At 65.6% G+C, this 12,698-nt stretch carries 9 protein-coding genes and 1 pseudogene; all 10 read right to left on the bottom strand.

The window, feature by feature from the left end:
• Positions 1-215: 215 nt before the first annotated feature.
• Complete coding sequence (locus Q368_RS0116480; RefSeq protein WP_029460155.1) at positions 216-1,040, bottom strand: metal ABC transporter permease; 825 nt, start codon at positions 1,038-1,040, stop codon at positions 216-218.
• 9 nt (positions 1,041-1,049) lie between these two features.
• Positions 1,050-1,847, bottom strand: coding sequence for a metal ABC transporter ATP-binding protein (locus tag Q368_RS0116475; protein ID WP_052360226.1), 798 nt, complete (start codon positions 1,845-1,847; stop codon positions 1,050-1,052).
• Positions 1,819-2,673, bottom strand: coding sequence for a metal ABC transporter solute-binding protein, Zn/Mn family (locus Q368_RS0116470; protein ID WP_052360225.1), 855 nt, complete (start codon positions 2,671-2,673; stop codon positions 1,819-1,821). The genes Q368_RS0116475 and Q368_RS0116470 overlap by 29 nt, the downstream gene beginning before the upstream one ends.
• A complete protein-coding gene (locus tag Q368_RS0116465; protein WP_052360224.1) occupies positions 2,670-3,302 on the bottom strand; it encodes a class I SAM-dependent methyltransferase in 633 nt (210 codons plus the stop codon). The genes Q368_RS0116470 and Q368_RS0116465 overlap by 4 nt, the downstream gene beginning before the upstream one ends.
• A gap of 31 nt (positions 3,303-3,333) precedes the next feature.
• Positions 3,334-4,029, bottom strand: coding sequence for a class I SAM-dependent methyltransferase (locus tag Q368_RS24005; RefSeq protein WP_052360223.1), 696 nt, complete (start codon positions 4,027-4,029; stop codon positions 3,334-3,336).
• 15 nt (positions 4,030-4,044) lie between these two features.
• Positions 4,045-6,039 carry a TonB-dependent receptor gene (locus Q368_RS0116455; RefSeq protein ID WP_029460150.1) on the bottom strand — a complete coding sequence of 665 codons (1,995 nt, stop codon included), beginning with the start codon at positions 6,037-6,039 and terminating at the stop codon, positions 4,045-4,047.
• Positions 6,040-6,394: 355 nt separating this feature from the next.
• Complete coding sequence (locus Q368_RS0116450) at positions 6,395-7,612, bottom strand: MBL fold metallo-hydrolase (RefSeq protein ID WP_029460149.1); 1,218 nt, start codon at positions 7,610-7,612, stop codon at positions 6,395-6,397.
• A gap of 157 nt (positions 7,613-7,769) precedes the next feature.
• Positions 7,770-8,177, bottom strand: a complete 408-nt coding sequence (locus Q368_RS27060; protein ID WP_281174642.1) for a sodium-independent anion transporter — start codon at positions 8,175-8,177, stop codon at positions 7,770-7,772.
• 171 nt (positions 8,178-8,348) lie between these two features.
• A pseudogene (locus tag Q368_RS23995) lies at positions 8,349-9,403 on the bottom strand (SulP family inorganic anion transporter); the annotation flags it as partial.
• Between the two features lie 121 nt (positions 9,404-9,524).
• A complete protein-coding gene (locus tag Q368_RS0116440; RefSeq protein WP_029460148.1) occupies positions 9,525-12,695 on the bottom strand; it encodes an efflux RND transporter permease subunit in 3,171 nt (1,056 codons plus the stop codon).
• Between the last annotated feature and the right edge of the window lie 3 nt (positions 12,696-12,698).

Below are 12,698 nucleotides of genomic sequence, written 5' to 3'. Positions count from 1 at the left end.
GGAGAGATCCACGGCCAAGACAGACCCGCCTCCCCCGCCGGTCCCGCCTCCCCCGCCGGCAGGATGATCGGCGAGAAAACGGCAAAAGCAGACAAGACCGACAAGGACGACGGAATGCAACGCGAGAGACAAAAGCCATCCCAGCCATGCCCGGCGACGGGGACTCGTGGGGTGTTGCCACGCGGGCAGAACAGAGGGGATGTCCGCCATGGCCGTTATCCCTCGGCCCTGGAACCGGCCTTTTTCTTGGGAGAGCAGGCCACGGCCGCCAGAAAGAGCAGGCTGGACACGAGGACGATGGACGCGCCGGCCGGCACGTCGAGTTTCCAGGCAATGAGCAGGCCGCCCTCGCAGGAGATGACGCCGAACAGGGCCGCCAGGAAGAAAAGGCGCCCGAGGCGGTAGGTCAGCTGATAGGCGGCGGCCGCCGGATTGATGAGCAGGCTGTAGACGAGCAGGCCCCCGACGCTCGGCAGGCAGGCCGTGACGGTTAGTCCCGTGAAAAAGAGGATGCCGTAGAAGATGGCCGTGGCCGGCAGGCCGCTGGCCCGGGCGATCCGGCGATGACAGGCCACCGCCTGGATTTCCTTGAAGAAGGCGATGATGGCCAGACTCGCCGCCACGGCCACCGTGCCGAGGAGCCAGAGGTCGCGCCGGCTGACGGTGAGGATATTGCCCCAAAAGAGGTTCAGTCCGGCCGTTTTGGGGCCGGGGAGCAGGCCCAGGCAAAAAATGGCCAATCCGAGCATGGCCGAAAACACGACGCCCACGGCGGTATCCGGGGAGAGCTCCCCCCGATCGGCCACCGGTCCGATGACCGCCGCCGCCGTCAGGCTGGCCACGAGCGCGCCGGCAAGCGGGTCCCAGCCGAAAAGCAGCCCCACAAGTCCGCCGGCAAAAGCGGCATGGGCCAGGCAGACGCCGATGAAGGTCAGGCGCATGAGCACGGCGAACACGCCGGCCACGGCGCAGGCCACGCCGGCGAACAGCCCGGCCAGCACGGCATGGCGCATGAATCCCGCGTCAAGAAAGGCATCCATGGCGAATCCTCAAAAAAGCACCACGCGCCGCTCGCCGTGGGACACCACCGCCACTTCGGCCTGGTAGAGGCCGCCGAGCCGGTCGGCGTCGAGGGCTTCCCGGGCCGGCCCGCGCCAGAGGGGATGGCCGGATTCCAGGCACAGCACCTCGTGGCACAGGCTTTCCAGGCTGTTGAGGTCGTGGGTGGCCAGCAGCACGGTCAGTTCCAGCCGTTCGCGCAACGAGGCGATGCAGCCGAGGATGTCGCGCTGGGCGCGCCAGTCCAGGGCCGAGGTGGGTTCGTCGAGCAGCAACACTCGGGGCTGCTGGGTCAAGGCCCTGGCAATGGCCGCGCGTTGCTGTTCGCCACCGGAAAGCTGCCCCAGGGGACGGCCGGCCAGATGGCCGATACCGACGAGCTCCAGCATTTCCAAGGCCCGCCGGGCGAGTTCCCGCCCCGGGGACCGCAACCAGCCGCGCCTTGCATAGCCGCCGGACATGACGGATTCCAGGACGCTTATGGGCAGGCGCGGGTCCACGTCCTGGGCCTGCATGACCAGGGCGATGTCCCGCCGGGCCTGGCTTGCGCCGGGACCGGCCAAATCATGCCCAAACAATTGCACCACGCCGCAGGAAAGGCGCAACAGCCCGCAAACGGCGGCGAGCAGCGTGCTCTTGCCGGCCCCGTTGGGGCCGATGACGCCAAGCACCCGCCCCTTGTCCAGGTCCAGGGCGTCCATGCGCAGGGCGACGCGGCCGCGCCGCTTGACCGTGACGTCGCGCAGGGAAAGGGCGGGCTCATTGGCCATGGCGACCAAGCGCGGCAAGGCAACGGTCCAGGTTTGCGGCCATGGCCTGGGCCCAGGTCGGTGCGTCGGGGAACCCGCCCGGGAAGTTCGTCAACACGACGAAGGCCGCGCCCAGGTCCTCGGCGAAGGTTTTGCCGGAACCGCCCGAACTTTGCAGGTTGTCGGCCACGAGCCGGACCTTCGCCTCCCTGGCCCGGGCCAGGGCCCGGGCGAGTTTTTGCGGCCCGCTTTCCTCGAACCGGCCGTACTCGGCGGCGATGTCGCAGCCCAGCCATTGCAGAAAGGGCTGCTGCTGCACGTCGGTCATGACCGGCAACCCCGCGAGGGGCCCGGCCTTGGCGGCAAGCGCGGCGGCGACGCGATCGACCGCGACGATGCGCGCCTTGGCCCGCTCCCCGTACAGGGCGGCATGGGGCGGATCGATATCGGCCAGCACCCGGGCCACGGCCAGGGTGGCGGACTTCTGGCGATCAGGCACCATCCAGTTGCCGGGCGCATCGATGGTGCGCGCCTTGGCGGCAAGGGACGGGTCGTTGCGGATGGGGCCCATGACGCTGTCCAGATGGCTTTGCCAGTCGTGCAGGAGGATGACCCGGGCGTCCGCAAGGGCGCGCATGTCCGAGGCGCGCAGGTCGGTGTGTCCCGGGCAGGCGGCGGCGGGCATGATGGGAGTCGCCGTCACCAATCCCCGCCCCAGGTCGTTTACGATGTCCGACACCAGCGTGGTGCCGGCGGCGACGACGATGGGCGCTTCCTGTTGTCCGGCTTCCCCAAGGGAGGCTGCCAGGGGCACACAGATACAAACGAAGGCGAGACAGCGGAGGGCACGTGCAAGGCGCGTCATGGCCGGCTCTCCGACGGGTTCGCCAGTTTGCGGCACTTGGCCAGGTAGCGTCCGGGCGCGTCCACGATGACGGGATCGGGCAGGCCGGCGGCTTGGAAAAGATCGCGCATGCGGCCTTCCTCGGGCAGGGCGTCCCGGGCTACGGCGCTGTGGGTGCCGTGATGGGCGAGCAGTTCGACGCGGCTGAGCAAATGGGCGATGAGGATCTGCGCGCCGGACTTGGCGACCCGGGCCATTTCCGACAGGGCGACGCCTTTGTCCTCGAAATGGGGAAAGGCGGCGAAACAGACCACGGCATCGAAGCTCGCATCACGAAAGGGCAGGCGCATGGCCGTGGCCAGAACCGGCGGCGGAGCCGCCGGCCCGAGCTTGGACCGGGCCTGTCGCAGCATCTCCAGGGACAGGTCAAAGGGGAACACCCGTCCCGACGGGCCCACGGCGTCTTGCAGATAGGGCACCAGCGTTCCCGGGCCGGTGCCCATGTCGAGAACCGTTGCCCCGCCCGGCAGATGGAAGGACGCGACCAGACGCGGGAGCTTTTCCCGCACGGGCGGCGGGTAGCAATTGGCTTCCCAGTTCGCGGCCCGGGCGTCGAAGAAGGCGGCCCGGGGATCGGATTCGTTTTGCATTTGCATGCCTCTCTTGCCCCCCCGCGCCTGCTCAGGCCGCGAAGCGCAACAACGCGTAGAAGCCGGCGGGGTCCAGGCGTTTGCGAACCACCTGGGAGAATCCCGCCTCCCTGGCCAGCCCCTCCACGACGTCGACGGGATCGTGGCGGCCGTGGCGGCGGAAATGGTCGACGAGCACGCGCCGTTCCTCCGGCGCGAGTTCCGCCCAACCGTTTTCGATCTCCCGATTGTAGCGCCCAAGATAGGCTTCGGCGCTTTCCCCCTCGTCCGGCATGGGGTCGTGGCTGAGGAGCACCCCGCCCGGACGCAGGGCGTTTTTGGCCATGGCGAAGAGCTTTGCTTTTTCCCCTTGCGGGAAATGGTGGAGCAACAACCCCATCCAGATGACGTCCACGGCCTCGCGCAGGCCGGCCAGGACCTCCCGGCCGTCGGCGGCCACGAGCTCCACGGCGGCCGGACTCCCGGCGAGGTTTTTCCGCGCGGCGGCGAGACAGTCCGTATCCGTGTCCGCGCCCATATAGGAGGCCACGTCCCCGGCAGCCAGCACGCGCGCCATGTCCCGGGCGTCGTTGCAGCCGAGGTCCAGCAGGCGCAGATCGCCTCGGCTCCGTCCGGCCAGAAACCCTTCCAGCCAGGCATAGGCCGTCCCATGGCGCATGCGGTCATGCGCCCGCAGCTTCGAGAAGACCTCACGCCGGTCGAAGACCGTGGAAATAGCTTCTTCCATATACGCCCTCCAAGGTTAGAACGTCAGGGCCACGCCGGCCGAAACGCCGGTCCCCGGCATGGGGTAGCCGGGCTTGTATTTGTAGAAGGTGTTGGTCAGGTTCTGCACGGCCACGAAGAGTTCGGTTTCGACTTTGGGCTTGGGAATGGTGAAGAAATAGGAAAACTTGGCGTTAGCCAGCCAGTAGCCGTCCACCTTTTCCGTATTGCGTGTGCCCACGCGTCGGGTCTCGGAGAGCACGTACATCTCGTCCACGTACTGGGCGTCGGCCGAGATCTTATAATGCTCCAGAAACCGGTAGTTTCCGCCGAGGCTGACGCTCAGGTTCGGCACGTAAGGCAGGTACTGCGGCGTGTGCCCCATGGCGTTGAGGCCGGCGAAGAACGACAGGTCCTTGACCGGGGTGTAGGTTGCCGTGGTTTCCAGCCCCCAGATGGAGTATGTGCCGTAATTTTCGAACCCGGTCGGTTTCCCGGAGGAGGGATACATCACATACCGGTCGTGGCCGTTGTCGGAGAACGCCGTCACATCGAGCTTGAGCAGGTTTTCGTACTTGTAGGACGCGCCTGCCTCGAAGTGGTCCATGGTTTCGGCCTTGAGGTCGCGCCAGCTCTGGCCCAGGGACGTGATCACGTTTTGCGAGAAGGCGGCCACATTGAGCCCCGGATAGTTCACGCCCCGGGAGTAGGTGCCGTGCAGTTCCAGGTCCTTGTAGCCGAGCAGCAGGCCGGCCTGGGGCGACCATTCCGACTGGAACTGGCTGTGGCCGTAGTAGCGCAGGCCGGCCGAGGGTGTGGCGTAAAATCCGTCCTTGCCGCCAATCATCTGGGAGACGCCGAGGAAAGGCGAGAAGATGGACCAGGTCATGCGGTCGAAGTGGGACACGCCGCCCGGCGTGAACGACCAGTCCGTCAGGGAGTTGATGGTCAGCGAGGGGTCGGTGGTGAATTCCGTCTGCCCGCTGATCCAGTCCATGTCCGCGCCCAGGGCGATCTCGCCGCCCTGCCAGAGGCGCAGTTTTTCCTTGGCCCGCACGCCGTACAGGTCCGAATCGGTCTTGGTGTCGTTGTCCGTGCCGGACTGGTTGTACCAATAGCCCTGCCCCGTGTTCCAATATCCTTTGAGGGTGCCTTCGGCGCAATCGTATGTGTTCGCAAACGTGGCCACCATGTGCCAGTCGCGGGTGACGAACTTGCCGTCGCGTTCCGCCGCGTCCCCTTCGGGGCCCGGGTCCATGGCGTAATTATCCGTGCGGATGACCGTGGCGTGGGCGTTCCAGTTGTCGGTCAGTCCATAGCCCATGCGGCCGTAATAGCTCGTGAGCATGCCGTCGGACATGGCCCGCGATCCCGAGGAATAGCGGTAGCTCTGGGAGGCATAGTAGTCGAAGCGGCCGACCTTGCCGCCGGTCTCGGCCGTTTCCTGGGGCGTATTGTAGGAACCGTATTGGGCCGTGACCCTCGATTCGAAGCCTTCCTTGTCCCGGCTTTTGGGCGTCATGTCCACGGCGGCCAACCCGTTGCCGAAGTTGAGCGGCTGGGGACTTTTGTACACGGTGAGGGAATTGGCCGGGTCCACGGAAAGGTAATCGAGCAGCGGGTGGTTCCAGACCGAGATATAGGCCGGCGCGCCGTCGATCATGACCGAGATTTCCGCGCCGGGCCGGCTCGCTCCCTTGCCCCGGATGAAGATCGCGCCGCCTTCCGCGCCGCCGAACGAGCCGATGTTGTCGAAGCGGGAGATGGTCACGCCGGGCGTGCGCCGCAGGGCCGAGGTCAGGTCTGACGCATTGAGGTCCCAAATCTGCTCCTTTGAGACCGTCGTCGTTTCATTGGCGAAGCTGTCCACCCTGTTCCCTTCGATGATGGGCGAGGAAACGACGTTGACTTCGTCGAGCATGGTTTCGTCGGCTTTCTCCGTGTGCTGGGGATCGGCTGCCAACGACGGCAAGGCGGCAAAAACGAGGCCAAGGGCAAGAAGGGCAGCGCGGGAGAAACGACAGGGAACCATGCTCGCTCCTTTTGTAACGGGTTGAAAATTCGGAGTAATTACAAAAAATAAATAGGTAAGCTTCTGGCGTATTAAAAATTAAAAAAAATAACACCTTCGGTTATGAAAATAAAAATCGTATGTCAAGAAGCAGTAAAAAATATTGTTCTGAGCGACATCCCGCGTGTGGCTGGAAGTCCGATCCGCATGATTGCGATCGAGACAGCGGAGGGTATTTTGTCGTCATCGCGGCCGCTGATTCCGGCAGTTCGGGCCGAGGCCGCGCATGAGAAGGAGGCTGTTCTCGCCGTGTTCGCATTGCGGCCCGGAACCAGTCCTGATTCCGGGTCGCAACGCGCGGTGTGAGCCCTTCTCCCTAGGCTTTGGAGCGGCCGTGCGGTTTGCCGATGCCGATCTCCATCAGATCCTCCCCGACGATCAATTTCCCGGAGAAATTCTGCTGGGCGAGCCGCAGGCGTGCGACAGGCGTGTTGGCCGGCGCGATGTGGGTCAAAACCAGCGTCTTGACTTCGCACTGTTGCGCCACCCTGCCGACATCGGCTGTGCTCGTGTGTGCGGTCACGACGTGGTGATAGAGCGGCCAGGCGGGCTCGCCCTCCTTGACGCCCTTGAAGCTGGCCTTGATCCAGAAGTCGTCGATGACCTCGTGCACCAGGACCTCGGCTCCCCTGGCCAGCTTTTGCAGGTTGCCCCTGGTGTCCGGACCGGTGTCGCCGGAAATGACCAGGGAGCCGTCCGCCGTGTCGAAGCGGAAGGCGAAGGCGGGGTAGACCTCGTAGTGGTCGACCAGGATGGCCGTGACGCGCAGGCGATCGTCCTTGTATATCTCGAAGGGTTCCATGGCCGGGCAGGTGATGTCCGCCGACCAGGGTTTGCCCGGATCGGGAATGATGAAGTCGGCCGGCCAGGGGATGACTTTGGGGTCGCCGATTTCCCTGACGTCGATGCACTTCGGGATGTCGGGGTAGCCCTCGTCCTGGGCGCAGTCGTTGAAGGTCTGGGCAAAGGCTTGCAGGATGTGGTCCGTCATCATCTTGGTGCCCGGCGTGGGGGTGGTCACGGCCGGGTTGCAACTTTGCGCCTGGATGATGGTCCCTTTGTAGCCGGACTGGTTGTCGTCGAGCCGGCCGCGGTCGCCGGGGCCGATGATGATCAGGGGCTGTTTTTCCGCATAGCCGGCCCGGGCCCCGATTTCCAGGAACGTGGGGTAGTCGCCCAGGTGGTCCATGTGCAGGTGGGTGAAAAACACCGCCCGCATGTTGCTCAGGAATGAGGACAGTTCCAGTTGCGTCCGCTGGCCGCCGATGGTGACGAAATGTCCGTAGTTGAAGGCTTCGGCCAGACGGGCGCAGGCCCCGAACCCGAGGTCGATGATGTACATGGCGTCGCCCACGAGCAACGCCTGGGAATTGCTGGCCCGGTTCGAACCCGGCCACCAGGTCATGCCTCCCGTGGTGCCGAGCAGCACCAGCCGGGTATTGTACGGAGATGTGCGAAGGCTTTTGGGGGATGCGGACGGCGCGGCGAAAGCGCTTTTTGCGCCAAGGCCCGAGAGCAGCGGTGCGAACAGCAACGCCCCGGCTCCTTTTAGGATGGACCGGCGCGGAATCCATGACGCATTTGCTTTCTTGGACTGCATGGGCACCTCTTCTGGTTGTGTATGAAATCTCTGCGGCGCATTGCCGCAACGACTTTCCCTTGTTTCCTTTTCTCCTTGTCTGCGCAATGCATTACCTGATTTGTGATTGCAGATCGGCCACTGCTTGTCCGATGCCAGGGTAGATGCGTTGTTTTCCGACAAGCTCCAGCACGCCATTTTGGCGCAGCATGCGCAGCGTCTCCGGAGCCGGTTCGACGAAGGCCAGGAGCACGCCGTGGGAGGCGAGTTCTGCCGCCAGAGCCCGGAGCATGTCGGCCGCAGTGATGCACAGGCGCCTGTTGGCCCGCAATTGGATGGCCACTGCCCCGGGCCTTGGCGGTTGCAGGGCCAGCGCGACCACGGCGCTGCGGAATTTCTCGGCGTTGGCGAAAAAAAGCGCCTCCTCCATGCGCAGCACGCGTACTCCGGGACGCTCCCTGGCTTGCGCGTGCTGGCTCGTATCGACCCAGAGCACGCCGCAGCCGGCGAGTTCGCCCATGACGGACAGATTGACGCCGCTTGCGACCAGGAGCAGGCGCGCGAGCGACGCCGCCAGCGCAAGGACCAGTCCCGGCAGGATGTCGAGAAGCACCACGCCCGACAGGGCCAGGACGGCCAGGGCGCATTCGACGCGGTTGAGGCGGTAGAAGCGCCGGAGTTCGGCAATTTTCATGAGCCTGGCCACGGCGTGCATGACCACGGCCCCAAGCACGGCTTCGGGCAGGCCGTGGAAGAGGGGCGTGAAAAAACACAGCGTCAGCACGATCATTCCCGCCGTAACCAGCGTGGAGACGCGACTTCTCGCCCGGCCGCCACGTTGACGGCGGTGGAGGACATGCTGCCCCCGGCGAGCAGGCCGCAAAGGAGTGCGGAGCCGAGGTTGGCCAGGCCCAGGGCGCGAAGTTCCCGGTCGGCATCCACGCCCACGCCAAAGCGCGGGGCATAGCTTCGCACCGCGCCGAGGGCCTGGGAAAAGGCCACCAGTGCAAGCCCGAGCGCCGCCGGAACCACGGCGCGCACGTCGGCCATGCCGCCATGGGGCAGGGCCAGCGACGGCAAGCCGGCCCTGATGCCCTGGATCACGGCCACGCCGTGGGTTTCCCCGAGCGCGAACGCCTTCGAGGCGACGAGGCCAAGCACCATGACGCAAAGCCCGGCCGGCACGCGCGGTGTCAGCCGTTCGAGGACGAAGAGCAGGGCCAGCGACGCGACGCCGACGCTCGCGGTGGCCGGGTTGCAGCGGCCGATCCCGGCGGCCAGTTGCGCGATTTGCCGCAACGTGTCGCCGTGGCCGTGGGGCAGGCCGAGCAGCTTATGCAGCTGGTCGGCCGCGATATAGATCGCCAGGCCGCAGGTGAAGCCCGTCATCACGGGCTTGGAGAGAAAGGACGTGGCGCGCCCCAGGCGCAGCAGGCCACCGGCGAGAAAGACGATCCCGGTCGTTGCGATAAGCAGGGCCATAAGCCCCAGGTATCTTGCCGCATCCCCTCCGGCCAGGGGGGCGACCACCGCCGCCATCATGATGGATTCCACCGAGGTCGCGGCGCACACCAGCACGGGGCTGCCGCCGCAGAGGAAATACAGCGGCAGCGAGGCGAGTAGGGTGAAAAGGCCCGCCGAGGCCGGCATACCCGCCATGCCCGCATAGGCCAGGGCCTCGGGCACGAGCACGCCCCAGAGCGTCAATCCGGCCAGCAGGTCCGCTCCGGGCGCGATCCGCCCCATCCCCGCCAGCCAGGGGGCAGCACGAGTAAACGGCATATTCCTCCCGAACGCGGACAACTGCCGGCAACGCAGCGCACAGGCTGGCGGCAGGCGAGGGCAGAGAAATGGGACCGGGCGCTAACTAGGGCTTTTTCCCCTCTTCGGCTTGGCCTGACGCATCCTGGGCGGCTTCCGGCTTGGGCTTGTCCACGCCGAGCACCCGTTCCGCGAATCCCTGCACCAGCACGAAAAAGACCGGCACGACCAGTACGGCGAGGAGCGTGGAGGCGACCATGCCGCCGAAGACGGCCGTGCCCACGGCCCGCTGGCTGGCCGCGCCCGCGCCCGCGGCGGTGAGCAGCGGCACCACGCCGAGGATGAAGGCGAACGAGGTCATGATGATGGGGCGAAAGCGCAGCCGCGCCGCTTCCACGGCGGCCTGGGGGATGGGCACGCCCCGGGCGCGGTGCTCGCGGGCGAATTCCACGATGAGGATGGCGTTCTTGCTCGCCAGGGCGATAAGCAGCACCACGCCGATCTGCGTGTAGACGTTGTTGTCCATGCCGCGCACCAGCAGAGCCACCATGGTGCCGAGCAGTGCCAGGGGCACGACCAGGATGACGGCCGTGGGCGTGCACCAGCTTTCGTACTGCGCCGCAAGCACCAGATAGACCAGGACCACGGCCAGGGCGAAGATCAGGTAGGCCTGGTTGCCGACCTTTTTCTCCTGGTAGGACATGTTGGTCCAGTCGATGCCCATGGACGCGGGCAGGTTGTTCTGGCTCATTTGCTCCATGAGCGTAAGCGCCTGGCCGGAACTGAAGCCGGCGGCGGCCGAGCCGTAGACCGAGGCCGACGTGTAGAGGTTGTAGCGGGTGAGCACCGTGGGTCCGAGGATGTCCTTGATGGTGGTGACCGCGGACAGGGGCATCATCTCGCCCTTGTCGTTTCGCACCTCGAGCTGCATCACGTCCGCGGCGCTCAGGCGAAAGCGCGACTCGGCCTGGGCCCGCACCTGGTAGACGCGGCCGAACTTGTTGAAGTCGTTGATGTAGGTCGAACCCATGTAGGTCGACAGCGTGCTGAAGAGGTTGTTGAAGCTCACGCCCTTGTACTGGACCTGGGTGCGGTCGATGTCGGCGTAGATCTGCGGGGTGGAGGCGTTGTACGTGACGTTCAGCGGCGTCAGCCCCGTTTGGGTGCGCCCGACGTCGATCAGGTGGAGACAGGCGTTTTGCAGCGCGACCGGGCCGAGGTTGCCCCGGTCCTCCACCATCATCTGGAAGCCGCCGGCCTGGCCCAGGCCCTGGATGGCCGGCGGGACCATGACGAAGGCCACGGCGTCCTGCAGGGTGGCCAGACGCCCCTGCACGTAGCGCAGGATGGTCGCCTGGGTCACGCCCTTGGGCCGCTTGTCCCAGTCTACGTAGGTGATGAAGATGGCCGCCATGTTGGGCTGGTTGAGGGAATCGAGGATGGACATGCCGCCGAAGGTGATCCAGTCGGCGACGCCGGGCGCGTCCTTGAGGAAGCCGTCGATCTGCTTGATGACCGCGGCCGTGCGCGTCAGCGACGCCGCCGGCGGAAGCTGGACGCTGACGATGGCGTAGCCCTGGTCCTCTTCCGGCAAAAAGCCCGTAGGCAGGGCGGAGAAGCCGATGAAGGTGACGGCGATGAGCACGATGTAGCCGAGCATGGCGACCTTGGCGTGGCGGACCAGGAAGCCGACGATGCCGGCGTAGACGTTTTCGCAACGCTGGTAGACGGCGTTGAATCCCCGGAAAAAGGCGTTGAGCTCGCCCTTGTGCGGCTTCATCCACAGGGCGCACTGGGTGGGCTTGAGCGTGGCGGCGTTCAGTGCGCTGATCACGGCGGTCGCGGCGATGACCAGCGAGAACTGGCGGTAGAGCTGGCCGGTGATGCCGGGCAGGAACGAGGCCGGCAGGAAGACCGAGATGAGCACCAATGTGATGCCGATGATGGGCCCGAAGAGCTCCTTCATGGTCTGGATGGCCGCGTCGTGGGGCGTGCTGCCGTGCTCGATGTGGTGGGCCGTGCCCTCCACGATGATGATGGCGTCGTCGACCACGATGCCGATGGCCAGGATGATGCCGAAAAGCGTCACGAGGTTGACGGAGAAGCCGAGCATGGCCATGGCGATGAACGCGCCGAGGATGGTGACCGGCACGGTCGTCGCGGGCACGAGCATGGCCTTGAAGTCCTGGAGGAAGAGCATGATGACCAGAAGCACCAGGATGCCGGCCTCGATCAGCGTCTTGTAGACGTCGTGGATGGCTTGGTTGACGAAGCGCGTGGTGTCGAAGGGGATATTGTAGACGAGGCCCGGCGGGAAGTCCCTGGCGAGCTTCGTCATGGACGTTTTGATCATGTCCGCCGTCTGCAGGGCGTTGGCCCCGGGCAGCAGGTAGATGGCGATGATGCTGGCCGGCTTGCCGTCTTTCTGGGCGAACAGGTCGTAGGTCTTGCTGCCGAGCTCCACCCGGGCCACGTCCTTGACGCGCAGTACCTCGCCGGTCTGGTTGAAGTTGGTCTTGAGGATGACGTCCTCGAACTGGCGGACCTCGTCCAGGCGGCCCTGGGTCTGGATCATGTACTGGAAGTGCATGGTGTCCGGGGCCGGCTGCTGGCCGATCTGGCCGGCAGCCACCTGGACGTTCTGCTGGGACACGGCGTTGACCACGTCCTGGGCCGTGAGCCCGTAGGTCTTGACCTTGTCCGGGTCGAGCCAGATGCGCATGCCATATTCGTCGCTGCCGTTGACCGTGACGGAGCCGACGCCGGGAATGCGCGAGAGTTCGTCGCGCACGCGCAGGTAGCCGTAGTTGGACAGGAACAGGCTGTCGTACGCGCCGTCCGGCGATTCCAGGGTGACGCACATCAGGATGGCCGTGGACTTCTTCTGCACCGTGACGCCCTGCGCCTGGACCTGCTGGGGCAGGCGGGCCAGGGCCTGGTTGACGCGGTTTTGGACGAGCACCGTGGCCATGTCCACGTTGGTGCCGACCTCAAAGGTCACGGTCAGGGTGTAGGAACCGTCCGAGGCGCTGTTGGAGCTCATGTAGAGCATCTGTTCCACGCCGTTGACCTGCTGCTCGATGGGTGCGGCCACGGAATCGATGATCACCTGCGGGCTCGCGCCGGGAAAGCTGGTCGTGACCTGGACTGTGGGGGGCGTGATGTCCGGGTACTGGGCCACGGGCAGGCCGAGCAGGGTGACCACGCCGAGGAGCATGATCAGCACCGCGAGCACGTTGGCCAGGACCGGACGTTCAATGAAGAATTTGGAGAACATGGC

Source organism: Solidesulfovibrio alcoholivorans DSM 5433, assembly GCF_000702665.1.
In the GTDB taxonomy this organism is placed as follows: domain Bacteria; phylum Desulfobacterota; class Desulfovibrionia; order Desulfovibrionales; family Desulfovibrionaceae; genus Solidesulfovibrio; species Solidesulfovibrio alcoholivorans.
Note: the sequence above shows the minus strand (reverse complement) of the source record. Positions and strands in the feature narration are given on the sequence as shown.